This is a genomic window from Streptomyces sp. WI03-4A (assembly GCF_033792105.1).
Lineage (GTDB): Bacteria > Actinomycetota > Actinomycetes > Streptomycetales > Streptomycetaceae > Streptomyces > Streptomyces collinus_A.
Genome location: NZ_JARAUO010000046.1, coordinates 25,085 through 51,177, shown reverse-complemented (window position 1 = coordinate 51,177; position 26,093 = coordinate 25,085). Strand labels below are relative to the sequence as shown.

Genomic DNA, 26,093 nt, shown 5'->3' with positions numbered 1-26,093 from the left:
TTCCTTACGTTCCCTTACGTTTTCCTACGCAACCGTCACTTGGCGGTCTCGGTGACGAGACGTTCGACGGCGTCGACGGCCTCGCCGACGGCGGCCGGGTTCTGGCCACCGCCCTGGGCGACGTCCGGCTTGCCGCCACCGCCGCCACCGAGGGTCTTGGCGGCGGTGCGCACCAGGTCACCGGCCTTGAGACCACGCTCGCGGGCGGCCTCGTTGGTGGCGATGACGGTGAGCGGCTTGCCGTTGTTGACGGTGAAGAGCGCGACTACGGCGGCCCGGCCGCCCTGGATGCGGCCCCGCACGTCGAGGACCAGCTTGCGCAGGTCGTCCGGCGTCGTGCCGTCCGGCACCTGGCCGGTGACGACGGCGACACCGCGGACGTCCTTGGCGGACTCGGCGAGGCCGGCGGCGGCCTGCAGCACCTTCTCGGCGCGGAACTTCTCGATCTCCTTCTCGGCGTCCTTCAGCTTGCCGAGCATCGAGGAGATCTTCTCCGGCAGCTCCTCCGGACGTCCCTTGAGCAGCTCCTGGAGCTGGGCGACGACCGTGTGCTCGCGGGCCAGGAAGTTGTACGCGTCGACACCGACGAGGGCCTCGATACGGCGGACACCGGAACCGATCGACGACTCGCCGAGCAGCTTGACCAGGCCGAGCTGGGCGGTGTTGTGCACGTGCGTGCCGCCGCACAGCTCCTTCGAGAAGTCGCCGATGGTGACCACGCGGACCCGCTCGCCGTACTTCTCGCCGAACTCGGCGATGGCGCCCTGCTTCTTGGCGTCGTCGATGCCCATGACCTCGGCGTGCACGTCCAGGTCGCGGGCGAGCACCTCGTTGATCTTCTGCTCGACGTCGGTCATCACGGCCGTCGGGACGGCGGACGGCGAACCGAAGTCGAAGCGGAAGCGGCCGGGCTGGTTCTCCGAACCGGCCTGGGCGGCCGTCGGGCCGAGGGCGTCGCGCAGGGCCTGGTGGGTCAGGTGGGTGGCCGAGTGGGCGCGGGCGATGGCCTTGCGGCGGCGGGTGTCGATGGAGGCGTGGGCCTTGGCGCCGACCGTCACCTCGCCGACCTGGACCACGCCCTTGTGGACGTAGACACCCGGGACCGGCTTCTGGCAGTCGCGGACCTCGATGACCGCACCCGAGTCCACCTTGATCCGGCCGGTGTCGCCGATCTGGCCACCGCCCTCGGCGTAGAACGGGGTGCGGTCGAGCACGACCTCGACCTCGTCGCCCTCCGTGGCGGCCGGGGAGGAGACGCCGTCCACGAGGATGCCGACGATCGTGGTCTCGCCCTCGGTGTCGGAGTAGCCGATGAAGTCGGTGGCACCGGCGGAGTCGGCGATCTCCCGGTAGGCACCCATGTCGGCGTGGCCGGTCTTCTTGGCCTGGGCGTCGGCCTTGGCGCGCTCCCGCTGCTCCTTCATCAGGCGGCGGAAGCCGTCCTCGTCCACGGACAGGCCCTGCTCGGAGGCCATCTCCAGGGTGAGGTCGATCGGGAAGCCCCAGGTGTCGTGGAGCAGGAACGCCTTGTCGCCGGAGAGGACCGAGCCGCCGGACTGCTTGGTCTCGGTGACGGCCGTGTCGAGGATGTTGGTGCCGGCCTTCAGCGTCTTCAGGAAGGCGTTCTCCTCGGCGACGGCGACCTTCTCGATGCGCTCGCGGTCGGTGACCAGCTCCGGGTACTGCTGCCCCATCATCTCGATGACGGTGTCGATGAGGTCCTTGACCACCGGGCCGGTGGCGCCGAGCAGCCGCATGTTGCGGATGGCGCGGCGCATGATGCGGCGCAGCACGTAGCCGCGGCCCTCGTTGCCGGGGGTCACGCCGTCGCCGATGAGCATCACCGAGGTGCGCATGTGGTCGGTGACCACGCGCAGCGAGACGTCCGACGCGTGGGCGTCGCCGTAGGCCACACCGGTCAGCTCGGTGGCCTTCTCGATGACGGCCATGGAGGTGTCGATCTCGTACATGTTCTGCACGCCCTGCAGAATCATGGCGAGGCGCTCCAGGCCGAGGCCCGTGTCGATGTTCTTGCTCGGCAGCTCGCCGAGGATCTCGAAGTTGTCCTTGCCGATGCCCTCGCCCCGCTCGTACTGCATGAAGACGAGGTTCCAGATCTCCACGTACCGCTCGTCGTTGACGGCCGGGCCGCCCTCGACGCCGAACTCGGGACCGCGGTCGTAGTTGATCTCGGAGCAGGGGCCGCACGGGCCGGGGACGCCCATGGACCAGTAGTTGTCCTTCATGCCGAGGCGCTGGATGCGCTCCTTCGGCACACCGACGACCTCGTGCCAGATGCGCTCGGCCTCGTCGTCGTCCTTGTAGACGGTGATCCACAGACGCTCGGGGTCGAGGCCGTAACCGCCCTTGTCCTGGGGGCTGGTGAGCAGCTCCCAGGCGTGCTTGATGGCGCCTTCCTTGAAGTAGTCGCCGAAGGAGAAGTTGCCGCACATCTGGAAGAACGTGCCGTGACGGGTGGTCTTGCCGACCTCTTCGATGTCGGGCGTGCGCACGCACTTCTGCACGCTGGTGGCGCGCGCGAAGGGCGGCTTGACCTCACCCAGGAAGTAGGGCTTGAAGGGCACCATGCCGGCGGGGACGAGGAGCAGAGTCGGGTCGTCCGCGATGAGCGACGCCGAAGGGACGACGGTGTGCCCGCGCTCCTCGAAGAAGCTCAGCCAGCGGCGGCGAATCTCGGCCGACTCCATCAGTGGTCCTCATTCCGGTTGTACGAGTACGTCGTGTCGTCGACATACGTCGGGTTGCTGCGGTTGTTCTCGATGGCGGTGTACCGCCGGGGCGCGGGGAGTTCGGGGTCGGCGTCGATGCCCAGCGCCTCGCCCAGCTCGGCCTCCCGCCGTGCCATGTTGTCCCGGACGTCGAGCGCGAAGCCGACCGCGCGGTCCTTCAGGCGGTGACCGGTCTCCAGCGCCTTGTTGGCCGCGGTGGCGGCGAGGCTCTCGGGAGTCAGCTGCCTGAGCTTGCGGTTGACCTTGGTGGTGGCCCACACACCGGCGGCGACACCCGTGCTGAACCAGAACGTACGGCGGAACATCGCTCGGTCTCAGTCCTTACTTCCGCTTGCGTCGTGCGGCGGGGACCGTGCGGCCCACGATCACCGTACGCCGGGGCGACTTCGGGGGCACGTCCTCCTTGCGGCCGCCCAGGGCCCGGCGGACGCCGTAGCCGAAGGCCGCGACCTTGACCAGCGGACCGCCGAAGGTGGAGGCCACGGTGGTGGAGAGCGCCGAGGCGTTCGACGTGACCTCCTGGACGTCGGAGGCGATGGCGTCCACCCGGTCGATCTGGGTCTGCGCGGAGCGCACGGCCGCGGACGCGTCGGCGAGCAGGGGGACGGCCTGATCGGTCACGTCCGCCACGAGTTTGGTGGTCGCCTTGAGCGTCTGGGCCAGCCTCACCAGTGCGACGGCGAGGAAGGAGACCAGGATCGCCCAGAAGACGGCCACCAGGATCCCGGCAACCTCTCCACCGGACACTGTGCGCACCCGCTCCCTGAAACGTGCTCTGAACTTCGGAACCATGTAAAAGCAGTGCACCGAGCCTATCGCGCCGGGCGCGGGGCTCCGTACCGGATTACCGGCGGCGGCCGCGAGAGTTGCGGGAAGCGATTGTACGGAATGAACACGGTTCAGTACGCTCCGTGTCCCATGCGAGGTCCTCAGCGTCCCGGTCCCGTCACGCGGGGAGATCTGCCCCCCGAACTCACCGCCTTCGTCGGGCGCTCGGCCGAACTGGCCGGGCTGGCCGAGGCGATGGGGGCGGCCCGGCTGGTGACGGTGACGGGGGTCGGCGGCGTGGGCAAGTCCCGCCTCGCGGCCCGGGCGGCGGCCCGGTCGGCGCCCGGGGACGGGGTGTGGCGGGTCGAGCTGTCGCCGGTCCGTGATCCGCAGTCCGTCCTCTACGCGCTGGCCGAGGCGCTCGGCCTGACCGACCACACCACCCGCACGCCCGTCGAGACCGTGTGCCGCCACCTCGCCGGCCGCCGCGCGCTGCTGGTGCTGGACGGCTTCGAGCACCAGGTGGAGGCCGTCGCCCGGCTGGTCTCCCGGCTGCTGCGCGAGCTGCCGGAGCTGCGGGTGCTGGCCGCGGGACGACGGCCGCTGGGGCTCGCGGGCGAGCGGCTGTTCCCGCTGGGCCCGCTGGCCGGGGACGAGGCGGTCGAGCTGTTCGTGGACCGGGCCCGGCAGCACGGGCTGACGTTGGAGGACGGCCCGGCGGTGCGGGAGCTGTGCGAGCGGCTCGAGGGTCTGCCGCTGGCCGTGGAACTGGCCGCGGGACGGCTGCGGGCGCTGTCCCCCGCGCAGCTGCTGCAACGGCTGGACGACCGGTTCCGGCTGCTGACCGGCGGCGACCGGGACGCCCTCCCCCGCCACCAGGCGCTGCGCACGGCGATCGGCTGGAGCCATGAACTGTGCACGCCGGCCGAACGGCTGCTGTGGGCACGGCTGTCGGTGTTCGCGCGGACCTTCGACCTGGATGCCGCCGAGTACGTGTGCAGCGGCGACGGGCTGGACGCCGAGGACGTGCTGGACGTGCTGGCGGAGCTGCTGGCCCAGTCGGTGCTGACCCGCGAGGAGGGCCCGGCCGGCCCGCGCTACCGGATGCTGGACACCGTCCGGGAGTACGGCGCCCACTGGCTGGAGGCGACCGGGGACGCGCCCCGGCTGCGGCGGCGGCACCGGGACTGGTACCTGGGCCTCGCGACCTGGTGCGAGCTGGACTGGTTCTCGCCCCGGCAGCGCGAGGTCGCCGCGCGGGTGGAGGCCGAGCTGCCCAACCTGCGGGTGGCCCTCGAGTTCTGCCTGACCGAGCCGGACGAGGCGCATCTGGGCCAGTACCTGGCGGGCTCGCTGTGGTTCTGCTGGGCGGGCTGCGGGCGGCTGTCGGAGGGGCGGCGCTGGCTGGAGCGGAGCGTGGAGCTGGACTCGCGGTACGAGCGGTCCCGGCTGAAGGCGCTGTGGGTGCTCGGCTACGTGGCGGTCCTGCAGGGCGACACCGTGCCGGCGCTGGCCGCGCTGCGGGAGTGCCGGGAGCAGGCCGAGCAGGTCGCCGACGGGGCGGCGGTGGCGTACGCGGAGCACCGCACCGGGTGTCTGGCCCTGGTCACGGACGACATGGCGCGCGCGGAGACGCTGCTGCGCTCGGCGCTGGAGCGCTACCGGGAGATCGGCGAGCTGAACAGCAACGTGTTGATGGGCCAGGTGGAGCTGGCGATGGCGCGGGCGTTCCAGGGTGACCTGCCGGACGCGGTGCGGCTGTGCGAGGACGTGCGCCGGGTGTGCGAGGACCACGGGGAACGGTGGGCCCGTTCCTACGCCCTGTACGTGCTGGCGTACGCGGCCTGGCGGGACGGGGACCCGGTGGCGGCGCGGGAACTGCTGGAGGACTGCCTGGACAACGCGCATACCTTCCGCGACCTGCTGGGTTCGGTGCTCTGCATCGAACTGCTGGCCTTGGTCACGGTGGGGCAGGGCGACCCGGCGGAGGCGGCGGTGCTGCAGGGCGCGGCGGCCCGGCTGTGGCCCTCGGTGGGGCTGCCGCTGTTCGGCTCGGCGTACTACAACGCCCCGCACGAGCTGTGCGAGACGGCAGCCCGGCAGGCCCTCGGCGACGGCCGCTACGAGGAGTGTGTGCGCGAGGGGGCGCGGCTGGACCGGGACGCGGCCGTGGCCCGGGCGCTGGGGCACGGCGGGGTCCGGCCGCTGCCCGCGCTGCCGGCGCCGCGCGGGCCGGTGTCGCCCGCCCAGGGGGAGGCGGACAGACGCGAGCCCGCCGCCTCGCCCACCCGGAAGGGCGGGGAGACGGCGGGCTGAGGTGCTGCGCCGGGGCTGGGATCAGCGGGCGTAGTACTCGACGACGAGCTGCTCGTCGCAGATCACCGGGATCTCCTTGCGGTTCGGCTCACGGTCCAGGCGGAACGCCAGGGCCTTGAGGTTCACCTGCAGGTAGCGCGGGGTCTCACCGTCGGGGGCGAAGCCACCCTCACGGGCGATCTGGAAGAGCGTCTTGTCCTTGGAGCGGTCACGGACCTGCACGACGTCGTCCGGACGGACACGGAAGGACGGCTTGTCGACCTTCTGGCCGTTGACCTGGATGTGGCCGTGGACGACCATCTGACGGGCCTGGTAGATCGTGCGGGCGATGCCCGAACGCAGGACCAGGGCGTCGAGACGGCGCTCGAGCTCCACGATCAGGGCCTCACCGGTCTTGCCCTGGACCTTGGACGCACGCTCGTAGGCGCGGACCAGCTGGCGCTCGGAGATGTCGTACTGAGCGCGCAGGCGCTGCTTCTCGAGCAGACGGACCTTGTAGTCCGAGTTCTGCTTGCGGCCGCGGCCGTGCTCGCCCGGCGGGTAGGGGCGGGCCTCGAAGTACTTGACGGCCTTCGGGGTCAGCGCGATGCCGAGGGCACGCGACTTCTTGACCTTGGGGCGGGACTGGTTCGCCACTGTCTGTTTCTCTTTCCTGGATTTCGGCTTGTCAGGGTTGAGGGAGGTCGCATCCGCAGCCGGGGAAACCCGTCCGGTCCGTGTCGGACCTGCCGGGCAGCCGCTCCCCTGATCTGGGCACATACGTGCAGCACGCGAGTGGCCCACCGGCCGGTCCCGGGATTCCGGGTGGTGGTGGGCTGCCCGCGACACCGTTCGACGGTGCGCGACGCTCTTGGAGTCGGTCCACGAGGGACCGGGTCTCCGGCTGGCTGTCCCGTTCTGACTGCACGGGACTCAGCACTTCGGGGCAGTCTACAGGCTGTTCAGGAGCGCTTGCGACCGAGGTGCTTCCTGGTCCACTCGACGGCGTCGGCGTACCGGGCCTCCGTGCCGTGCCGGGTCGGGGTGTAGTACTCGCGGTCCTTCAGGGCGTCCGGGGCGTACTGCTGCGGGGCGATGCCCTCGGGCAGGTCGTGCGGGTAGACGTAGCCCTGCGCGTGGCCGAGTTTGGCGGCGCCCTTGTAGTGCCCGTCGCGCAGGTGGGCCGGCACCGGGCCGGCCAGGCCCTTGCGGATGTCCTCCATCGCGGCGCCGATCGCGGTGGTCGCCGCGTTGGACTTGGGGGCGAGGGCGAGGGCGATGGTGGCGTGACTGAGGGTCAGGGCGGCCTCGGGGAAGCCGATCATGGCGACGGCCTGGGCGGCGGCGACCGCGATGGGCAGCGCGTTCGGGTCGGCGAGGCCGATGTCCTCGCTGGCGGAGATCATCAGCCGGCGGGCGATGAACCGGGGGTCCTCGCCCGCCTCGATCATGCGGGCCAGGTAGTGCAGGGCCGCGTCGACGTCGGAACCACGGATGGACTTGATGAGGGCGCTGGCGACGTCGTAGTGCTGGTCGCCGTCACGGTCGTACTTCACCGCCGCCCGGTCGACGGTGCGCTCCAGCGTCTGCAGGCCGATCTCGGTCTCGCCCTGGTCGAGGGCGGCGCCCGCGGCGGCCTCGAGGGCGGTCAGGGCGCGCCGGGCGTCGCCGCCGGCGATGCGCAGGAGGTGGTCCTCGGTGTCCTCGGGGAGGGTGACGGCGTTCTTCAGGCCACGCTCGTCCGTCAGCGCCCGCTTGAGCAGGCCCCGGATGTCGTCGTCGGTGAGCGGTTCGAGGGTGAGCAGCAGGGAGCGGGACAGCAGCGGGGAGATCACCGAGAAGTAGGGGTTCTCCGTGGTCGCCGCGATCAGGGTCACCCAGCGGTTCTCGACGGCCGGCAGCAGGGAGTCCTGCTGGGCCTTGCTGAAGCGGTGGATCTCGTCCAGGAAGAGGACGGTCTCCTTGCCGAAGCCGCCGGTGGCCCGGCGGGCGCCGTCGATGACCGCGCGGACCTCCTTGACGCCCGCGGTGATCGCGGACAGCTCCACGAACCGCTTGTCGGTGGCCTTGGAGACGACGTAGGCGAGCGTCGTCTTGCCGGTGCCGGGCGGGCCCCAGAGGATCACCGAGGACGGTCCCGCGGGGCCGCCGCTGCCCTCTCCGACCAGCCGGCGCAGGGGCGAGCCCGGCTTGAGCAGATGCCGCTGGCCCACGACCTCGTCGAGTGTGCGCGGGCGCATGCGCACCGCCAGGGGGCTGGCCGCCGGGTCCTTCTCCTGGCGTTCCTCGGCTGCTGCGGTGAAGAGGTCGGGTTCCACGCTGAAACCCTAAAACACCGCACTGACAATCGGCGCCGGGCGGCCGGCGGCCCCGCGCGGGGCCGTCAGCTGGTCCAGAAGTCCCACCAGCGGGTGAGGACCAGCATGCCGATGATCCCGACGTGCAGGACCGGCACCACCCAGGTGAACTCGCCGAAGAACGACTTCAGCCAACGCGGGGCGGGCAGGAAGTCGTTGCGGACGTTGAACGAGGTGACATACCAGAACATGGTGATCGTGGCGACCCAGGCCAGCGAGCACCACAGGCACAGCGCGTTGATCCGGTACAGGGACTGGAACTGCAGCCAGGTGCAGAAGGCGACGCCGAAGAGTGTGCCGAAGTTGAAGGTCAGCCAGTACCAGCGGGGGAAGCGGGCGCGGGCCAGCAGGCTCATGCCGACGCAGACGACGACGCCGTAGCAGACGAGGCCGAGCATCGGGTTCGGGAAGCCGAACGCGGCGGCCTGCTTGCTCTCCATGACGCTGCCGCAGGAGACGACCGGGTTGAGGCTGCACCCGGGGGTGAAGGTCTTGCCCGCGACCTTCGCCTCCAGGATCTTGAACTTGTCGAGCGTGATGACCCAGGCGGCGAGCAGTCCGGCCGCGCCGGTGATCACCAGCAGCAGCGCGAAGGCACGGCTGCCGCCCACCGTGCGCGGCCCGTCGGCGGCACGCTCGGGACCGGGCTGGGTGGAGACGTCCTTGACTTTCGTCTTGCTCATCACGCCGATTCCGTCACTTGAGAGTCGGACCATCTTCGGGCACGGGCCATTCTGCCGCACCCGTGCGGGTGGGCACCTTTCGCTTCCCATAAGGATGTACGTACGACGAGTGCCTTCCGTTCGGTTCCGGACACCGGCCCGCGGGCCCACGACAAGGGCGCCGGAGCCCGCGGAAGGGAGCGTCCGGCGCCCATGCGCGCGTGCGGGCGGCTAGCCGAGCCGCGACTCCAGCTCGGCCACGATCTCGTTGACGCCGATCGCCGTCTGCTCGCCGGACTCCATGTCCTTGAGCTGCACGACGCCCTCGGCGAGGTCGCGCTCGCCGGCCACCAGGGCGTAGCGGGCCCCGCTGCGGTTGGCGTTCTTCATGGCGCCCTTCAGGCCCTTGCCGCCGTAGGAGAAGTCCGCCGCGATACCGACCTTGCGCAACTCGGTGACCTTGGCGAACAGCACCCGGCGGGCCTCCTCGCCGAGGGGCACCGCGTAGACGCTGGTCGAGGACGGGATGTCCAGCTCGACGCCCTCGGCCTCCAGGGCGAGGACCGTGCGGTCGACGCCGAGGGCCCAGCCGACGGACGGCAGCGCGGGGCCGCCGATCATCTCGGACAGGCCGTCGTAGCGGCCGCCGCCGCCCACGGCGGACTGGGAGCCCAGACCGCCGTGCACGAACTCGAACGTGGTGCGGGTGTAGTAGTCCAGGCCGCGCACCAGCTTCGGGTCGTCCTCGAAGGCCACGCCCGCCGAGCCGATCAGCTCGCGGACCTCCTCGTGGTACGCCTTGCAGGCGTCGCACAGGTAGTCGCGCAGCAGTGGCGCGCCGGTGAGCTGCTTCTGCACCGACTCGCGCTTGTCGTCGAGGACCCGCAGCGGGTTGATGTCGACGCGCCGGCGCGTGTCCTCGTCGAGGTCGAGACCGCGCAGGAAGTCCTGCAAAGCGGCCCGGTAGACCGGCCGGCACTCCTTGTCGCCCAGCGAGTTCAGCAGGATGCGGAAGTCGCGCAGGCCCAGGGAGCGGTACGCCTGGTCGGCCAGGATGATCAGCTCCGCGTCGAGCGCCGGGTCCTCGGCGCCGATCGCCTCGGCGCCGACCTGGGAGAAGTGCCGGTAACGGCCCTTCTGCGGGCGCTCGTAGCGGTAGTACGAGCCGGAGTACCAGAGCTTGACCGGGAGGTTGCCCGACTTGTGCAGGTTGGCCTCCAGGGCCGCACGCAGCACGGACGCCGTGCCCTCGGGACGCAGGGCGAGCTTGTCGCCGCCCTTGGTCTCGAACGCGTACATCTCCTTGGTCACGATGTCGGTGGACTCGCCCACACCGCGCGCGAACAGCTCGACGTTCTCGAAACCGGGCGTCTCGATGTAGCCGTAGCCGGAGTTGCGCAGCGGAGCGGCGATCGCCTCGCGGACGGCCAGGTACGTGGCCGAGTCCGGCGGGATGAGGTCATAGGTGCCCTTGGGGGCGTTGAACGTGCTCACGGAAGCTCTCTCGTCACATTCCTCGTCGGGGAGCCTCGAAGGCTCCCTGGCCGGCGGCCACCTGCCGCAGATAGGGGTTGGTGGCGCGCTCCTGGCCGATGGTCGTCTGGGTGCCGTGGCCGGACAGCACCACGGTGGAGTCGTCGAGCGGCAGGCACACGCGGGCCAGCGAGTCGAGCATGTCCTCCATGGAGCCACCCGGCAGATCGGTGCGTCCGACGGAGCCGGCGAACAGCAGATCCCCGGAGAAGAGAATCGGCGGGATGTCCGCCGCCTCGGGCATCCGGAAGGTCACCGACCCCTTGGTATGGCCCGGCGCGTGCGCGACGGAGAGCTCCAGTCCGGCCAGCGCGAGGGTGACGCCGTCGGTCAGCTCCTTGACGTCGTCGGGCTCCCCCACGGTCAGCTCGCCCATCAGCGGCATGCCGATCGACCGGCCGAGCGCCTTCTCGGGGTCGCTCAGCATGTACCGGTCCTCGGGGTGGATCCAGGCGGGTACGTCGTGCGCGCCGCACACGGGGACGACCGAGGCGACGTGGTCGATGTGGCCGTGGGTGAGGACGACGGCGACGGGCTTGAGCCGATGCTTCCTGAGTGCTTCCTCGACTCCTTGGGCGGCCTGGTGGCCCGGGTCGATGATCACGCACTCCTCACCGGCGGCGGGGGCGACGAGATAACAGTTCGTCCCCCAGGCCCCGGCGGGGAACCCGGCAATGAGCACGATCGTCCTTCGTTGTGTCGATACGGGAGGTCCCACGGGCGGTCGGCCCGTGGTCCAGAGCCTACCGGCGCTGCCGTTTCCTCAGCGAACCCATATACGGTACGGGGCTACACGCGTCTGTCGGCTCAGAGGACGCACGCGTACCGGTCGACACACGACACGCATGAGGAGAGAACCCGGTGGTCAGCCAGGAGCAGCGGCGGCGTCAGCTCGCCCGGGAGAAGTTCTTGCGGCAGCAGCAGCGGCGCACCAGCGCGCGGCGCAAGGCGCGCGTGCGGAACTCCGTGATCGCGTCGGTGCTGGGCGTGGTCGTGATCGGCAGTGTCGCGCTGTACACGACCGGCGTGCTGAAGAACGGCGACGACGACAAGAAGACCAACGCGAGCGCCGACGTCACCCCGAGCGCCACGCCGAGCAAGAAGGCGCCGGACCCGTGCGCGAAGCCGGCCGCGGGATCGATCGGCAAGCTCCAGTGGAAGAAGGAGCCGGCGATGACGATCGACACGTCGGCGAAGTACACGATGAAGCTCGCGACGACGTGCGGTGACATCGGCATCGCGCTGAAGACGTCGGCGGCCCCGCACACCGTCAACTCCTTCGACTTCCTCGCGGGCAAGGGCTTCTTCGACCACACCAAGTGCCACCGTCTGACGACGAACGGCATCTACGTGCTGCAGTGCGGCGACCCGACGGGCCAGGGCAGCGGCGGTCCGGGCTACACGATCCCGGACGAGAACCTGAAGGACGCGAGCCTGAAGGGCAACAAGTACCCGGCGGGCACCGTGGCGATGGCCAACACCGGCCAGAAGCACACCGGCGGCAGCCAGTTCTTCCTGGTCTACAAGGACAGCCCGTTGCCGCCCAGTTACACGCCGTTCGGCACGATCGACGCGGCCGGCCTGAAGGTTCTGGACAAGATCGCGGCCGCGGGCGAGAACACGGGCGCGGGCGACGGCGCCCCGAACGCGACCGTTGTGATCAACAAGGCGACGGTCACCAAGTCCTGACTCCATCGGCGAGATCAGTACGGCGAACTGCGGAATTTCGGTCGCGCTGGATGCGGACAGGCAACCCGCTGGTCGCCTATGTTGGCCGTGACGAAACTGTGGACGATGCCCGGGGGCGCTGAGACCCGCCGCAGGCATCATGTGGAGGAGGCGCTGTGAGCAGCGACCCGTGGGGCCGCGTCGACGAGACGGGGACCGTGTACGTGCGTACGGCCGACGGCGAGCAGGTCGTCGGTTCCTGGGCGGCCGGCTCCCCTGAGGAGGCGCTTGCCTACTTCGAGCGCAAGTACGAGGGCCTGGTTGTCGAGATCGGCCTCCTCGAGAAGCGAGTGAAGACCACCGACCTGTCGGCGAAGGACGCCCAGACCGCGATCGACCACCTGCGCGAGCAGGTGGACGCGCATCACGCGGTCGGCGATCTGGAGGCGCTGAAGGCCCGGCTGGACAAGCTCGTGGCGACGGTCGAGGCGCGGCGTGAGGAGCGCAAGGCGCAGCGGGCCAAGCAGTCCGACGAGGCCCGCCGGGCCAAGGAGGACCTGGTCACCGAGGCCGAGCAGCTCGCGCAGTCCGACCAGTGGCGGGCCGCCGGTGAGCGGCTGCGGTCGCTGGTGGACACCTGGAAGGGTCTGCCGCGGCTGGACCGCAAGTCCGACGACGAGCTGTGGCACCGGTTCTCGCACGCCCGGTCGGCGTTCTCCAAGCGCCGCAAGGCGCACTTCGCGCAGCTGGACGCGCAGCGCGAGGAGGCGCGCAAGACCAAGGAGCGGCTGGTCTCGGAGGCCGAGGCGCTGTCCGGCTCGACGGACTGGGGGCCGACGGCGGCGCGCTACCGCGAGCTGATGGCGGAGTGGAAGGCCGCGGGCCGTGCCCAGCGCGAGCACGAGGACGACCTGTGGAACCGCTTCCGCGGCGCCCAGGACGTGTTCTTCGCCGCCCGCAGCGGGGTCTTCGCGGAGCGGGACGCCGAGCAGGCCGAGAACCTCAAGCTCAAGGAGGAGCTGGCCGAGGAGGCCGAGAAGCTCCTGCCGATCGGAGATCTGAAGTCCGCGCGGGCCGCCTTCCGCTCGATCAACGAGCGCTGGGAGGCCATCGGCCACGTCCCGCGGGACGCGCGTCCGAAGGTCGAGGGCCGGATGCACACGGTCGAGCGGGCCATCCAGGAGGCCGAGGAGGCCGAGTGGCGCCGGACCAACCCGGAGGCGCGTGCGCGTGCCGAGGGCCTGACCGGTCAGCTCCAGGCCGCCGTGGACAAGCTGCGCGGCCAGATCGAGCAGGCGCGTGCCCAGGGCAACGCGTCCCGGGCCGACAAGCTCGAGCGTGAGCTGGAGGGCCGCCAGGCGCTCCTGGACCAGGCTCTGAAGGGCCTGCAGGAGTTCGGCGGCTGATCCCCTCGCCGACCACGTGGAAGGGCCCCGTACGCGCGTACGGGGCCCTTTCCGGTGTTCCGGTGGCCCCTGGGAGGCCGGGAGCCAGTGGGCGCGGCCCTGCGGGTGGGCGCGCCCCTACGAGCGGGTGCGGGCCTACGAGCGGGTGCGCGCCGAGGTCACGCGGTAGACGTCGTACACGCCCTCCACGCCCCGTACCGCCTTCAGGACGTGGCCGAGGTGCTTGGGGTCGCCCATCTCGAAGGTGAACCGGGAGGTCGCCACCCGGTCACGGGAGGTCTGGACGGCCGCCGAGAGGATGTTGACGTGCTGGTCGGACAGGACCCGGGTGACGTCCGACAGCAGGCGGGAGCGGTCCAGGGCCTCGACCTGGATGGCGACCAGGAAGACCGAGGACTGGGTCGGCGCCCACTCGACGTCGAGGATGCGCTCAGGCTCGCGCGACAGTGACTCCACGTTGACGCAGTCGCTGCGGTGAACCGATACACCGCTACCGCGCGTGACGAAGCCGATGATCGGATCGCCCGGGACCGGGGTGCAGCAGCGGGCCAGCTTCACCCACACGTCGTCGACGCCCTTGACGACGACGCCGGGGTCGGCGCTGGAGCGGCGCTTGCGGCCGCGGCCGCGGGCCGGCGGGACCGTCTCGTCGATCTCCTCGGTGGCGGCCTCCTCGCCACCGAGCGCCTGGACGAGCTTCTGCACGATGTTCTGCGCGGAGACGTGGCCCTCGCCGATCGCCGCGTACAGCGCGGAGATGTCGGAGTAGCGCATCTCGTGGGCCAGGGTGACCAGGGAGTCGCCCGTGAGGATGCGCTGGATCGGCAGGTTCTGCTTGCGCATGGCGCGCACGATGGCGTCCTTGCCCTGCTCGATCGCCTCGTCGCGGCGCTCCTTGGAGAACCAGGCCCGGATCTTGTTGCGCGCCCGGGGCGACTTGACGAATCCGAGCCAGTCCCGGGACGGCCCGGCGCCGGCCGCCTTGGAGGTGAAGACCTCCACCAGGTCGCCGTTGTCCAGGGTGGATTCGAGCGGTACGAGCCGGCCGTTGACCCGTGCTCCTATGGTGCGGTGGCCGACCTCGGTGTGGACGGCGTACGCGAAGTCGACCGGGGTGGCACCGGCCGGGAGCGCGATGACATCGCCCTTGGGCGTGAAGACGAAGACCTCGTTGCGGGACAGGTCGAAGCGCAGGGACTCCAGGAACTCGCCGGGGTCCTCGGTCTCCTTCTGCCAGTCGAGCAACTGCCGCAGCCACGCCATGTCGTTGATGGCGTCCTTGTCCTTGCCGGACGCCTTGGGGACGTCGGTGCGGACCTTGGAGGCGCCGGCCACGGCCTCCTGCTTGTACTTCCAGTGCGCGGCGATGCCGTACTCCGCGCGCCGGTGCATGTCGAACGTGCGGATCTGCAGTTCCACGGGCTTGCCGTTGGGGCCGATGACCGTCGTGTGCAGCGACTGGTACATGTTGAACTTGGGCATGGCGATGTAGTCCTTGAACCGGCCGGGGACCGGATTCCATCGCGCGTGCACCGTGCCGAGGGCCGCGTAGCAGTCGCGGACCGTGTCGACGAGGACACGGATGCCCACCAGGTCGTAGATCTCCGCGAAGTCACGGCCGCGGACGATCATCTTCTGGTAGACGCTGTAGTAGTGCTTCGGGCGTCCGGTGACGGTCGCCTTGATCCGGGCGGCCCGCAGATCGGCCTGGACCTCGTCGGTGACTATGGCGAGGTACTCGTCCCGCTTGGGCGCCCGCTCGGCGACCAGCCGGACGATCTCGTCGTACATCTTGGGGTAGAGGATCGCGAACGCGAGGTCCTCCAGCTCCCACTTGATGGTGTTCATGCCCAGCCGGTGGGCCAGCGGCGCGTAGATCTCCAGCGTCTCGCGCGCCTTCTTCTCCTGCTTCTCGCGCTTGAGGTAGCGCATAGTGCGCATGTTGTGCAGGCGGTCGGCGAGCTTGATGACCAGGACGCGCGGGTCCTTGGCCATCGCCACGACCATCTTGCGCACGGTCTCGGCCTGCGCCGCCTCGCCGAACTTGACCTTGTCCAGCTTGGTGACGCCGTCGACGAGCAGCGCGACGACGTCGCCGAAGTCACGGCGCAGGTCGTCCAGGCCGTACTCGGTGTCCTCGACGGTGTCGTGCAGCAGCCCGGCCATCAGGGTCGCCGGGTCCATGCCCAGCTCGGCGAGGATGGTGGTGACGGCGAGCGGGTGCGTGATGTACGGGTCGCCGCTCTTGCGCTTCTGGCCGCGGTGCCAGCGCTCGGCGACCTGGTAGGCGCGCTCGATCTGCCGGAGCGTCGAGTTCTCGATCTTCGGGTCGTTGCTGCGCACTATCCGCAGCAGCGGCTCCAGCACCGGGTTGTACGGGTTCGCGCGCTGGACGCCGAGGCGGGCGAGGCGGGCGCGGACGCGGTTGGAGGAGCCGGAGCGGGCGGGCTGACCCGCGGCGGGGCGCACGGGCGGGGCCGGTTTGGGACGGGCGACCTCGGCAGCCTTCTCGACCGGCGCGGACTGGGCGTGCTCCACCGCCCCACGCGTGTCGTTCTTCGCGTGCGACACGTTCGGCGCGGGTTTGGCCGCGGCCGCCGAGGCGGACTCGGGCTTGGCGGCGGTCAGGTGCTGGGCCTCGTCTGGCAAGAGGACTCCTCGTGCGCGATCCGGGTCCCCCGATCAGGCTCCGGAGACCCCATGGTAGCGATCCCGCGCCCGGGCATCGCCTTCAGGCGGAAGTGAGGACCGTGTACCCATGGAACGCCAGGGATCCCCAGGTGATTCCAGGAGGCGACGTGGAGCTGTTCCCCGGGCGTGTGCCGGGTGTCGCGGAGCGGATGCCGGGGCGGGACGCCGGGAACCGGATGCCTGGAGCCGCAACGGCGACGGCCGCCCCGGGGGTGCCGGGGCGGCCGTCGCGTCGTGCTCGGTGCCGGGACCTGTCGGGCCGGACCTGTCAGACCGGTCAGACCTGGAGGAGCGCGGTGAGCGGCGCCCCGTCGAGGGCCTGCTCCAGGCGGGCGCGGCCGCCGAGGAAGCCCAGCTCCATGAGGACGGCGACGCCCGAGACGTCGGCGCCGGCCCGCTGGATGAGGTGGATGGCGGCTTCGGCGGTCCCGCCGGTCGCCAGCACGTCGTCCACGATCAGCACGCGGTCGCCCGTGGTCAGGTCCTCGGCGTGCACCTCGATCTCCGCCGAGCCGTACTCCAGGTCGTAGGCCTGGCGCAGGGTGGCTCCGGGCAGCTTGCCCGCCTTGCGGACCGGGATGAAGCCGAGGCCGGCGCGGACGGCGACCGGGGCGCCCAGGATGAAGCCCCGGGCCTCCAGGCCGACGACCTTGGTCGCGCCGGTGTCCGCGGCGATCCCGGCGAGCGCGCCGGTCAGGCTCGTGAACGCGGCCGGGTCCGCGAGCAGCGGGGTGATGTCCTTGAACATCACGCCCGGCTCCGGGTAGTCCGCCACGTCCCGGATGCGGCTGAGGAGCAGCTCCTGGATGTCCGTCATCGGCGCTTCCCGGAGGCCCGGCCCCGGCCCCGGTTGCGGGAGACGGGCTGGTTGCGCGGGCCGACGACGGCGGGAGCGTTGTCGTCGGAGTCGTCACCGCCGGTGACCCGGGCGTCCGCGAGGCCCTCCCCCGCCGCGGCCTGGGCGCGCTTGGCCAGCACCCGCTTGCGCAGGGCCTTCATCGCCGGCTCGCGCTCCTTGAGGTCGGCGACGAGCGGGGTGGCGATGAAGATCGAGGAGTAGGCACCGGCCGCGAGACCGACGAACAGCGACAGCGAGATGTCGTTCAGCGTGCCGGCGCCGAGGAAGCCGCCGCCGATGAACAGCAGGCCGGCCACCGGCAGCAGGGCGACCACGGTGGTGTTGATGGAACGCACCAGCGTGCCGTTGATCGACTGGTTGGCGATGTCGCTGTAGGTGAAGCGGGTCTGCTTCGTGATGTCCTTCGTCTGCTCCTTGAGGCTGTCGAAGACGACGACCGTGTCGTAGAGCGAGTAACCGAGGATGGTCAGCAGACCGATGACCGTGCCGGGCGTGACCTCGAAGCCGACCAGGGCGTAGATGCCGGTCGTGATGGTGATGTCGTGGATGAGCGCGACGAGGGCGGCGATGGCCATGCGCCACTCGAAGGCGATCGCCAGGTAGATCACCACGAGCACCATGAAGATGCCGAGGCCCTCCCATGCCTTGTTGGCGATCTGCTCACCCCAGCTGGGCCCGACCAGGTCGGCGGCCAGCTTCTCCGGGTTGAGCTTCAGGTCCTGGGCCAGCTGCTGCTTGATCTGGTCGGACTTGTCGGTGTCGATACCGGCGATCTGGATGCGCAGGCTGCCGTTGCCGAGCTTCTGCACGATCGCCTCGTGGCCGGAGGCGTCCTTCGCGAACTCCTCCGCCTGCGCCACCGAGGTGCTCATCTTGACCGGCGTGGTGAAGACCGCGCCGCCCTGGAACTCGATGCCCATGTTCAGGCCGCGCACCGCCAGGCCGAGGATGGCCGTGATGGTGATCAGGATGGAGACGCCGTACCAGATCTTGCGCTTGCCGATGAAGTCGTAGCTGATCTCGCCGCGGTGCAGTCGGGCACCGAGGTTGCCGAGTTTCGACATCGCTCACGCCTCCTTCGGGTCGGCAGGGCCGGCGGCGGGACCGGCGGGACGGCGGGTGCGGCGCAACGGCGGCGGGGCGCCCAGGCTCTTCGGGTCGAGCCCGGACCACTTGTGACCGCCGCCGAAGAACTTGCTGCGGGCCAGCAGCGTCATCAGCGGCTTGGTGAACAGGAAGACGACGACCACGTCGAGCACGGTGGTGAGGCCGAGCGTGAACGCGAAGCCCTGGACCTTGCCGACGGTGACGATGAACAGCACGGCGGCGGCGAGGAACGACACGAAGTCGGAGACCAGGATGGTGCGCCGGGCGCGCGGCCAGGCCCGCTCGACGGCGGGGCGCAGCGTGCGGCCCTCACGGATCTCGTCCCGGATGCGTTCGAAGTACACGATGAACGAGTCCGCGGTGATACCGATGGCCACGATGGCACCGCAGACGGCCGGGAGGTTCAGCGCGAAGCCGATGGCCGGGCCGAGCAGCGACATGATCACGTAGGTGAGGATCGCGGAGACCAGCAGGGAGGCCATCGCGACGAGCGACAGACCGCGGTAGTAGATCACCAGGTACAGCACGACCAGCGCGAGGCCGATCGCGCCGGCGAGCAGACCGGCGCGCAGCTGCTCACCGCCGAGCGCGGCGGTCACGGTGGTGACGGTGTCCTCCTTGAAGGACAGCGGCAGGGCGCCGTACGACAGCATGTTCGCGAGGCTCTGCGCCTCCTGCTGGGTGAAGCTGCCGGAGATCTCCGCCTGGCCGCCGGTGATGGCGGTCTGCACGAACGGGCTGGAGACGACGTTGCCGTCGAGGACGATGCCGAACTCGTTCTGCGGCTGCTGGTTCTTGGCCAGCTCCGAGGTGATGTCGGCGAACTTCTTGGTACCGCTGGAGTTGAAGTTCATCTGGACCTGCCAGCCGGAGGCACCCTGGGTGTCGAAGACCGCCTGGGCCTTCTTCACCTCGGTGCCGTCCACGCCGGCCGGGCCGAGCAGGTACTTGTACCAGACCTTGTTGTTCTCGCCGCAGGCCACGGTGGGCTCGCCGGGCTTTGCGCCCTGGCCGGCCTTGCTGCGCTGGTCGGGCTTGGAGCAGTCCAGGGCGGCGTACTGCGCCTGGAGCTTGGTGGTGTCCGCGGTGCCGCCGGAGGAGGACGCGGAGGGGCTCGGGGAGGCCTTGGAGTCAGCGGACGAGGTCGCGCTCGGGGAGCCGGAGGGCGACGGCGTGCTGTCGGCCTTCAGGGCGTCGCTGACCGCGCGGCCCTGCGAGGTGGCGGAGGCCGTGGCCGTCGGGGACGCGGTGGAGGACGAGGACGCCTTCTCCTTGGCCGAGGGGCTGCCCGACGGGCTCGGGGAGCCGCTGCCGCTGGGGGAGGTGCTCGGCGCGGGGGTCTTCGCGGCGGCGCCGGTGGGCTCGCTGGCGAGGACCGGGCGGAAGTACAGCTTGGCGGTGGTGCCGACCTGCTGCTGGGCTTCCTTGGAGTTGGTGCCCTTGGGGATGTTCACGATGATGTGATCGGTCCCCTGGGTCTGCACCTCCGCCTCGGAGACGCCCAGGCCGTTGACGCGGCGGTTCATGATGTCGACCGCGGTGTCCATGTTGGCCTTGTTGATCGCGGCCCCCTGGTCGGCCTTCGCCTTGAGCGTGATGCTCGTGCCACCGGCGAGGTCGATGCCGAGACGCGGGGTGCGGTGCCCGGAGGCGAACATCCCGGCGGTGAGCGCCACGATGGCGATCAGAATGAGGGCCAGCGAGCGCCCTGGCTTGCTCTGGGCGCTCGCGCTCCGGCCCTTCTTAGGTGCTGCCACCTTCTCGTACTCCCTCTCGGGCCGCCCCGCTGCCGGTGGGCGCGGTCGGCCATGACATGGTGTCGGGCTCCCGTGCGGAGACACACGCGGCCGGGGTGCGCGGGGCGCGGTCACTGCCGCGCCGCGCACCCCGGGACGTGGCTACTTCGCGTCGGCGTCGCCGTCGGTCTTCTTAGGCTCTTCGTCGGCCTTGGCCTTGGCCTCGGCAGCGGCGGCGGCCGCGTCCGTCCTGGCCTCGGCGGCGGCGGCCGCGTCGGCCTTGTCCTCGGCGGCGTCCTGCTTGCCCAGGTCGACGGCCTTGTCGTCGGAGGCGGCGGCGGGCTCCTCCGAGGTGTCGGTCCCGGTCAGGGAGGAGGCGTCGTCCGGGACGATGTTGTCCGTGTCGGACTTCAGGTCGTGCTCGATGCCGTGGACGATGCGGTTGTACTCGTCGTCGGTGAGGACGGCGCCGATCGCGTTCTTGGCGAAGAGGAGATCGACGCCCGGTCCGGCGTCGAGGAGGACGGTGTCCTCGTTGACCTCCTTGACCGTCGCGTACATGCCCCCGATCGTGCGGACGCCCGAGCCGGGCTGCAATTCGTTGCGCATGCTGGCGGCCTGCTGCTGCTTCTTCTTGGCCGAACGCGTCATCAGGAACATGGCCGCGATGAGCACGATGAAGGGGAGAAGGGTAAAGGCATTCACGGGACGGAATTTCCTTCGCGCGACCGCGCGGAGAGCGGCCTGTTGGATGGGGGTGGGTCGGCGCCGCCCGCGAGGGCGGCATCGGCGGAGTCTAAGCGAGTCCGCGCGCATGGAACAACGCTCAGCATGGCACCTGGGTTCCTGGTCCGGCCAATGTCCCGGCCGTCACGAACGCATCACACCGCCCTCACGCCCCGAACAGGTCCCCTTGTCCGTTTCCCGTGGCCGACGAGCGGGGCGGGGTCAGACCGAGGTGCTCCCAGGCCGCCGGGGTGCCGACCCGGCCCCGTGGCGTACGGGCGAGCAGGCCCTCCCGGACCAGGAACGGCTCGGCGACCTCCTCGACCGTCTCGCGCTCCTCCCCCACCGCGACCGCCAGCGTCGACAGACCGACCGGACCGCCGCCGAAAAGTTTCAGCAGCGCCTCCAGGACGGCCCGGTCGAGGCGGTCGAGGCCGCGCGCGTCGACCTCGTACACGGCGAGGGCGGCCGCGGCGATCTCGCGGGTGATCAGGCCGTCCGCCTTGACCTGGGCGTAGTCGCGTACCCGGCGCAGCAGGCGGTTGGCGATGCGGGGCGTGCCGCGGGAGCGGCCGGCGATCTCGGCGGCGCCGTCCGGCTCGATCTCCACGTCCAGCAGGTGCGCCGAGCGGTGCACGACACGCTCCAGCTCGGCGGGCTCGTAGAACTCCATGTGCGCGGTGAAGCCGAAGCGGTCGCGCAGCGGGGGCGGCAGCAGGCCGGCGCGCGTGGTGGCGCCGACCAGGGTGAAGGGCGGCAGTTCGAGGGGGATGGCGGTGGCGCCCGGGCCCTTGCCGACGATGACGTCGACCCGGAAGTCCTCCATGGCCATGTACAGCATCTCCTCGGCGGGCCGGGACATGCGGTGGATCTCGTCGAGGAAGAGGACCTCGCCCTCCTGGAGGGAGGAGAGGATCGCCGCCAGGTCGCCCGCGTGCTGGATGGCGGGGCCCGAGGTGATGCGGATGGGGGCGCCCATCTCGGCCGCGATGATCATCGACAGGGTGGTCTTGCCCAGGCCGGGCGCGCCGGAGAGGAGCACGTGGTCGGCGGTGGCGCCGCGCGCGCGTGCGGCGCGCAGCACGAGGTCGAGCTGTTCGCGGACCTTCTCCTGCCCGATGAACTCGCCGAGGTCCTTGGGCCGCAGGGCGGCCTCGACGGCCTGGTCCTCCCGGTCGGCGACCGAGCCCACCAGCCGTTCCTCGGCGGTGTCGGACGTGTCGTCCCAGTTCATGAATGTGCCTCGACAGGGGTTGGGGTCAGCGGGCTCGGTTCAGGGTCTGCAGCGCGGCCTTCAGCAACTGGCCCACCTGGGGCGTGCCGTCGGCGGCCTCGGCCTGCGGGGCCACGGCCGCCACGGCCTCCTCGGCCTCGCGGGTGGCGTAGCCCAGGCCGATGAGGGCCGCGTGCAGCTGGTCGCGCCAGCCCTGGGTGACCGGGGCGCCGACCGCGGGGGCGCCGGTGGGCGCGCCCAGCCGGTCCTTCAGCTCCAGCAGCAGCTTCTGCGCGCCCTTCTTACCGATGCCGGGAACGGCCGTGAGGGCCTTCTCGTCACCGGTGGCGACGGCGCGGCGCAGCGCGTCCGGGGTGTGCACGGCGAGCATCGCCTGGGCGAGCCGGGGGCCGACGCCGCTCGCGGTCTGGAGCAGGACGAAGACCTGGCGGGCGTCGTCGTCGGCGAAGCCGTAGAGGGTCAGGGAGTCCTCGCGGACGACCAGGGAGGTGTGCAGCTTGGCGGGCCGGCCGACGCGGAGCGTGGAGAGCGTGTCGGGGGTGCACTGGACGGACATGCCGACGCCGCCGACCTCGACGACCGCCGCGTCGGGGGCGAGTGCGGCGACCGTGCCGCTGACGAAGGCGATCATGCCGTACGGCCTTTCGTTGCGTGGGCGGTGTGCAGGGCGACCGCCTGCTGGAGCCGGTTCTGGGCGGGGGCGCGCCAGATGTGGCAGATGGCGAGGGCGAGGGCGTCGGCGGCGTCGGCGGGCTTCGGCGGGGCGCTGAGCCGCAGCAGCCGGGTGACCATGGCTCCGACCTGGGCCTTGTCGGCGCGGCCGGTGCCGGTGACGGCGGCCTTGACCTCGCTGGGGGTGTGCAGGGCGACCGGGATGCCGCGCCGCGCGGCGCAGAGCATCGCGACGGCGCTGGCCTGGGCGGTGCCCATGACGGTGCTGACGTTGTGCTGGCTGAAGACGCGCTCGACGGCGACGAACTCCGGCCGGTGCTGGTCGAGCCACTGCTCCAGGCCCTGTTCGACGGCGAGCAGCCGGAGGCTGAGGTCGGCGTCGGCGGGCGTGCGGACGACCCCCACCCCGAGCATGGTGAGCGGCCGGCCCGCGACCCCCTCGACGACGCCCACACCGCACCGCGTCAGTCCGGGGTCCACCCCCATCACGCGCACGCGCCCCTCCCTTCGACCGCCTGTTCCCGCAGGCTATCGGGTACCACCGACAACGCCCCGCAGCGGCGCCGGGAAGGCGACGGGCCGACGGGGTTGTCCCGTCGGCCCGTGTGAACCCGTGCGGCCCTCGGCGGTGCTACGCGTCGACCTTCTCCATGATCTCGTCGCTGACGTCGAAGTTGGCGAAGACGTTCTGCACGTCGTCGCTGTCCTCGAGCGCGTCGATCAGCTTGAAGATCTTCTTGGCGCCCTCCTCGTCCAGTTCGACCTGGACGGACGGCACGAAGCTGGAGTCGGCGGAGTCGTAGTCGATGCCGGCCTCCTGAAGGGCGGTGCGGACCGCGACCAGGTCGGTGGCCTCGCTGATGACCTCGAAGGTCTCACCGAGGTCGTTGACCTCCTCGGCGCCCGCGTCCAGGACGGCACCGAGGACGTCGTCCTCGCTCAGCTCGCCCTTGGGGACGATGACCACGCCCTTGCGGCTGAACATGTACGACACGGAGCCCGGGTCCGCCATGTTGCCGCCGTTGCGGGTCATGGCGACGCGGACGTCGGAGGCGGCGCGGTTGCGGTTGTCGGTGAGGCACTCGATGAGCACCGCGACACCGTTGGGGCCGTAGCCCTCGTACATGATCGTCTCGTAGTCCGCGCCACCGGCCTCGAGACCGCCGCCGCGCTTGATGGCGGAGTCGATGTTCTTGTTCGGGACCGACTGCTTCTTGGCCTTCTGGACGGCGTCGTAGAGCGTCGGGTTGCCTTCGAGGTCCACGCCGCCCATACGCGCCGCAACCTCGATGTTCTTGATCAGCTTCGCGAAGAGCTTGCCGCGCTTGGCGTCGATCACGGCCTTCTTGTGCTTCGTCGTGGCCCATTTAGAGTGGCCGGACATCTGCCTGTCTCCTTCGCGTAACCCATCTCTGCAACGACTCCAGAGATCCTACAAGGACTCCGGTGTCCGGTTGGCGCGCACCATGTCGACGAAGAGCGAGTGCACGCGGTGGTCGCCGGTCAGCTCCGGGTGGAACGACGTGGCGAGCACGTTGCCCTGGCGGACCGCGACGATGTGGCCGTCGTGCTCGGCGAGCACCTCGGCCCCGGCGCCTACGGACTCGACCCAGGGGGCGCGGATGAAGACGCCCTCCACAGGATGGCCCTCGACGCCCTTCACGTCGACCGCGGCCTCGAAGGACTCGTTCTGCCGGCCGAAGGCGTTGCGGCGCACGATCATGTCGATGCCGCCGATGGTCTCCTGACCCGAGCGCGGGTCGAGGATCTTGTCGGCGAGCATGATCATGCCCGCGCAGGTGCCGTAGACGGGCATGCCCGCGCGCACGCGTGCGCGCAGCGGTTCCATCACTCCGAAGAGGACGGCCAGCTTGGAGATGGTGGTGGACTCGCCGCCGGGCAGGACGAGACCGTCCACCTCGGCGAGTTCCTCGGGGCGCCGCACCGGCCTGGCCACGGCGTCGGCCGCGGCCAGGGCGATGAGGTGCTCCCGTACGTCGCCCTGGAGGGCCAGGACGCCAATGACGGGGGTGTTCATGTGGTTCGGTGCCTTACCAGCCGCGGTTGGCGTAGCGCTCGGTCTCGGGGAGGGTGTCGCAGTTGATGCCGACCATGGCCTCGCCGAGGTTGCGGGACGCGTCCGCGATGATCTTCGGGTCGTCGTAGAACGTGGTGGCCTTCACGATGGCGGCGGCGCGCTTGGCCGGGTCGCCGGACTTGAAGATGCCGGAGCCGACGAACACGCCCTCGGCGCCGAGCTGGCGCATCAGGGCGGCGTCGGCCGGGGTGGCGACGCCACCGGCGGAGAAGAGGACCACCGGGAGCTTGCCCAGCTCGGCGACCTCCTTGACGAGCTCGTAGGGGGCGCGCAGCTCCTTGGCGGCGGCGTACAGCTCGTTGTTGTCGTAGCCGCGCAGGCGGGCGATCTCGTTCTTGATCTGGCGCAGGTGGCGGACGGCCTCGACGACGTTGCCGGTGCCGGCCTCGCCCTTGGAGCGGATCATCGCGGCGCCCTCGGCGATGCGGCGCAGGGCCTCGCCCAGGTTGGTGGCACCGCAGACGAACGGGGTGGTGAACGCCCACTTGTCGGAGTGGTTGACCTCGTCGGCCGGGGTGAGGACCTCGGACTCGTCGATGTAGTCGACGCCGAGGGACTGCAGCACCTGGGCCTCGACGAAGTGGCCGATGCGGGACTTGGCCATGACCGGGATCGAGACGGCGTCGATGATGCCCTCGATCATGTCCGGGTCGGACATGCGGGCCACGCCGCCGTCCTTGCGGATGTCGGCCGGGACCCGCTCCAGGGCCATGACGGCGACGGCGCCCGCGTCCTCGGCGATCTTCGCCTGCTCCGGCGTGACGACGTCCATGATCACGCCGCCCTTGAGCTGCTCGGCCATGCCGCGCTTCACACGGGCGGTGCCGGTCTCGGGAGCCTGGTTCTCGGTGGTGGACACGGGTGACCTCACTGATGGGGAAGAGGGTTTCTGCAGCGTCGAGGTAACGCGAGTGGACCAGGCCACAGCAAGGGCCAATGACAAGCCGGTGGATCCTTTTCGCCTGCCGGCGGCTCAGGCGGCGCGTTCGACCAGGGCGGCGGGGGGCTCGTCGTCCATCTCGAAGGCCAGCGGGAAGGGGGCGTGTCCGGCCAGCCGGAACCAGCGGACCTTGCGGTGCTCCCGGAGCCTGCGGGCGGCGCCCACGGCGTCGTTGTGGAAGCGGCGGGCCATGGGGACCCGGCGGACGGCCTCGGCCAGCTCACGGGCCGCCTCCTCGCCGCCCGGGGCCTCGCGCACGCCCTCGACCTGCCGGGGGTCCTCGAAGACCGCGCGCAGGGCCTGGCTCAGCTCGCTCTCCGCGACCTCCCGGTGCTCCTCCTCGGCCTGCCGGGCGGCGTGCGCTGCCTCGTAGAGGACGATCGAGGCGGCCGGGTCCAGCACGCCCGAGGTCGCCAGTTCCTGGGCCACGGAGGCCCGCCGCAGCAGCTGCGCGTCGAGCGCGGCCCGGGCGGCGTCCATGCGCACATGCAGCCGGTCGAGCCGGCCGGCCGTCCAGCTCAGGTACAGGCCGACGGCGACGAGCGCGACGAGGATCCAGATGAGGGTTGCGGTCACGGGCGAAGGCTATCG

Annotated in this window: 23 protein-coding genes; 3 read left to right on the top strand and 20 right to left on the bottom strand. The window is 70.8% G+C overall.

The window, feature by feature from the left end; all coding sequences use genetic code 11:
* Positions 1-35 precede the first annotated feature (35 nt).
* From alaS to PV343_RS33745, 3 genes are read right to left on the bottom strand one after another with little or no spacing between them, the layout of a single operon-like run.
* Positions 36-2,708: an alanine--tRNA ligase gene (alaS, locus tag PV343_RS33755; RefSeq protein ID WP_319150846.1), complete on the bottom strand. Its 2,673-nt coding sequence runs from the start codon at positions 2,706-2,708 to the stop codon at positions 36-38.
* Positions 2,708-3,055 carry a hypothetical protein gene (locus PV343_RS33750; protein WP_319150845.1) on the bottom strand — a complete coding sequence of 116 codons (348 nt, stop codon included), beginning with the start codon at positions 3,053-3,055 and terminating at the stop codon, positions 2,708-2,710. The genes alaS and PV343_RS33750 overlap by 1 nt, the downstream gene beginning before the upstream one ends.
* A 16-nt stretch (positions 3,056-3,071) precedes the next feature.
* The gene (locus tag PV343_RS33745; RefSeq protein ID WP_106960549.1) at positions 3,072-3,506 is read right to left on the bottom strand and encodes a DUF948 domain-containing protein; all 435 of its coding nucleotides are present in this window, start codon (positions 3,504-3,506) and stop codon (positions 3,072-3,074) included.
* Between the two features lie 162 nt (positions 3,507-3,668).
* On the opposite strand from PV343_RS33745, the gene PV343_RS33740 reads away from it, so the two are divergent.
* Positions 3,669-5,834 (top strand): ATP-binding protein, encoded by a 2,166-nt coding sequence (locus tag PV343_RS33740; RefSeq protein ID WP_319150844.1) that lies wholly within the window; start codon positions 3,669-3,671, stop codon positions 5,832-5,834.
* Between the two features lie 21 nt (positions 5,835-5,855).
* Here PV343_RS33740 and rpsD read toward each other — a convergent pair whose 3' ends face one another.
* From rpsD to PV343_RS33715, 5 genes are all read right to left on the bottom strand, one after another.
* Positions 5,856-6,470: a 30S ribosomal protein S4 gene (gene rpsD, locus PV343_RS33735; RefSeq protein WP_020938857.1), complete on the bottom strand. Its 615-nt coding sequence runs from the start codon at positions 6,468-6,470 to the stop codon at positions 5,856-5,858.
* Between the two features lie 305 nt (positions 6,471-6,775).
* Entirely contained in the window at positions 6,776-8,131 is a 1,356-nt protein-coding gene (locus PV343_RS33730; protein ID WP_319150843.1) for a replication-associated recombination protein A, read from the bottom strand.
* 65 nt (positions 8,132-8,196) lie between these two features.
* Entirely contained in the window at positions 8,197-8,853 is a 657-nt protein-coding gene (locus tag PV343_RS33725) for a vitamin K epoxide reductase family protein (protein WP_319150842.1), read from the bottom strand.
* Positions 8,854-9,063: 210 nt separating this feature from the next.
* Positions 9,064-10,326 (bottom strand): histidine--tRNA ligase, encoded by a 1,263-nt coding sequence (hisS, locus tag PV343_RS33720; protein WP_319150840.1) that lies wholly within the window; start codon positions 10,324-10,326, stop codon positions 9,064-9,066.
* A 13-nt stretch (positions 10,327-10,339) separates the two neighbouring features.
* Complete coding sequence (locus PV343_RS33715) at positions 10,340-11,047, bottom strand: MBL fold metallo-hydrolase (protein WP_319150838.1); 708 nt, start codon at positions 11,045-11,047, stop codon at positions 10,340-10,342.
* A 179-nt stretch (positions 11,048-11,226) separates the two neighbouring features.
* Between PV343_RS33715 and PV343_RS33710 the strand changes: the two genes are divergently transcribed.
* Together PV343_RS33710 and PV343_RS33705 are read left to right on the top strand one after the other, a co-directional pair.
* Positions 11,227-12,054: a peptidylprolyl isomerase gene (locus tag PV343_RS33710; protein ID WP_319150837.1), complete on the top strand. Its 828-nt coding sequence runs from the start codon at positions 11,227-11,229 to the stop codon at positions 12,052-12,054.
* A 155-nt stretch (positions 12,055-12,209) separates the two neighbouring features.
* Positions 12,210-13,439, top strand: coding sequence for a DUF349 domain-containing protein (locus tag PV343_RS33705; RefSeq protein ID WP_319150836.1), 1,230 nt, complete (start codon positions 12,210-12,212; stop codon positions 13,437-13,439).
* Positions 13,440-13,574: 135 nt separating this feature from the next.
* Here PV343_RS33705 and PV343_RS33700 read toward each other — a convergent pair whose 3' ends face one another.
* The 12 genes from PV343_RS33700 to PV343_RS33645 all read right to left on the bottom strand — a co-directional run bounded on the left by PV343_RS33700 (position 13,575) and on the right by PV343_RS33645 (position 26,078).
* Positions 13,575-16,088 carry a RelA/SpoT family protein gene (locus PV343_RS33700; protein WP_020938864.1) on the bottom strand — a complete coding sequence of 838 codons (2,514 nt, stop codon included), beginning with the start codon at positions 16,086-16,088 and terminating at the stop codon, positions 13,575-13,577.
* 319 nt (positions 16,089-16,407) lie between these two features.
* Entirely contained in the window at positions 16,408-16,947 is a 540-nt protein-coding gene (locus tag PV343_RS33695) for an adenine phosphoribosyltransferase (protein WP_319150835.1), read from the bottom strand.
* Positions 16,944-18,053, bottom strand: coding sequence for a protein translocase subunit SecF (secF, locus tag PV343_RS33690; protein WP_319150834.1), 1,110 nt, complete (start codon positions 18,051-18,053; stop codon positions 16,944-16,946). The genes PV343_RS33695 and secF overlap by 4 nt, the downstream gene beginning before the upstream one ends.
* A 3-nt stretch (positions 18,054-18,056) precedes the next feature.
* Positions 18,057-19,853 (bottom strand): protein translocase subunit SecD, encoded by a 1,797-nt coding sequence (secD, locus tag PV343_RS33685; protein WP_319150833.1) that lies wholly within the window; start codon positions 19,851-19,853, stop codon positions 18,057-18,059.
* 141 nt (positions 19,854-19,994) lie between these two features.
* Entirely contained in the window at positions 19,995-20,537 is a 543-nt protein-coding gene (gene yajC / locus PV343_RS33680; RefSeq protein ID WP_319150832.1) for a preprotein translocase subunit YajC, read from the bottom strand.
* 187 nt (positions 20,538-20,724) lie between these two features.
* Entirely contained in the window at positions 20,725-21,792 is a 1,068-nt protein-coding gene (gene ruvB / locus PV343_RS33675) for a Holliday junction branch migration DNA helicase RuvB (RefSeq protein WP_319150831.1), read from the bottom strand.
* Between the two features lie 25 nt (positions 21,793-21,817).
* Positions 21,818-22,423, bottom strand: a complete 606-nt coding sequence (ruvA, locus tag PV343_RS33670) for a Holliday junction branch migration protein RuvA (protein WP_020938871.1) — start codon at positions 22,421-22,423, stop codon at positions 21,818-21,820.
* Complete coding sequence (gene ruvC, locus PV343_RS33665) at positions 22,420-22,959, bottom strand: crossover junction endodeoxyribonuclease RuvC (RefSeq protein WP_319150830.1); 540 nt, start codon at positions 22,957-22,959, stop codon at positions 22,420-22,422. The genes ruvA and ruvC overlap by 4 nt, the downstream gene beginning before the upstream one ends.
* Before the next feature lie 136 nt (positions 22,960-23,095).
* On the bottom strand, positions 23,096-23,848 hold the full coding sequence (locus PV343_RS33660) for a YebC/PmpR family DNA-binding transcriptional regulator (RefSeq protein WP_020938873.1): 753 nt from the start codon (positions 23,846-23,848) through the stop codon (positions 23,096-23,098).
* A gap of 48 nt (positions 23,849-23,896) precedes the next feature.
* Positions 23,897-24,502: a pyridoxal 5'-phosphate synthase glutaminase subunit PdxT gene (pdxT, locus tag PV343_RS33655; RefSeq protein WP_319150829.1), complete on the bottom strand. Its 606-nt coding sequence runs from the start codon at positions 24,500-24,502 to the stop codon at positions 23,897-23,899.
* Positions 24,503-24,515: 13 nt separating this feature from the next.
* Positions 24,516-25,421: a pyridoxal 5'-phosphate synthase lyase subunit PdxS gene (pdxS, locus tag PV343_RS33650; RefSeq protein ID WP_319150828.1), complete on the bottom strand. Its 906-nt coding sequence runs from the start codon at positions 25,419-25,421 to the stop codon at positions 24,516-24,518.
* A gap of 114 nt (positions 25,422-25,535) precedes the next feature.
* Entirely contained in the window at positions 25,536-26,078 is a 543-nt protein-coding gene (locus PV343_RS33645; protein WP_319150827.1) for a hypothetical protein, read from the bottom strand.
* Positions 26,079-26,093 lie beyond the last annotated feature (15 nt).

Excerpts from the sequence above, each read along its gene's own strand:
- alaS (WP_319150846.1), bottom strand. The coding sequence starts at position 2,708 with ATGGAGTCGGCCGAGATTCGCCGCCGCTGGCTGAGCTTCTTCGAGGAG.
- PV343_RS33750 (WP_319150845.1), bottom strand. The coding sequence starts at position 3,055 with ATGTTCCGCCGTACGTTCTGGTTCAGCACGGGTGTCGCCGCCGGTGTG.
- PV343_RS33740 (WP_319150844.1), top strand. The coding sequence starts at position 3,669 with ATGCGAGGTCCTCAGCGTCCCGGTCCCGTCACGCGGGGAGATCTGCCC.
- PV343_RS33725 (WP_319150842.1), bottom strand. The coding sequence starts at position 8,853 with ATGAGCAAGACGAAAGTCAAGGACGTCTCCACCCAGCCCGGTCCCGAG.
- PV343_RS33695 (WP_319150835.1), bottom strand. The coding sequence starts at position 16,947 with ATGACGGACATCCAGGAGCTGCTCCTCAGCCGCATCCGGGACGTGGCG.
- secF (WP_319150834.1), bottom strand. The coding sequence starts at position 18,053 with ATGTCGAAACTCGGCAACCTCGGTGCCCGACTGCACCGCGGCGAGATC.
- ruvB (WP_319150831.1), bottom strand. The coding sequence starts at position 21,792 with ATGAACTGGGACGACACGTCCGACACCGCCGAGGAACGGCTGGTGGGC.
- ruvA (WP_020938871.1), bottom strand. The coding sequence starts at position 22,423 with ATGATCGCCTTCGTCAGCGGCACGGTCGCCGCACTCGCCCCCGACGCG.
- PV343_RS33660 (WP_020938873.1), bottom strand. The coding sequence starts at position 23,848 with ATGTCCGGCCACTCTAAATGGGCCACGACGAAGCACAAGAAGGCCGTG.
- pdxT (WP_319150829.1), bottom strand. The coding sequence starts at position 24,502 with ATGAACACCCCCGTCATTGGCGTCCTGGCCCTCCAGGGCGACGTACGG.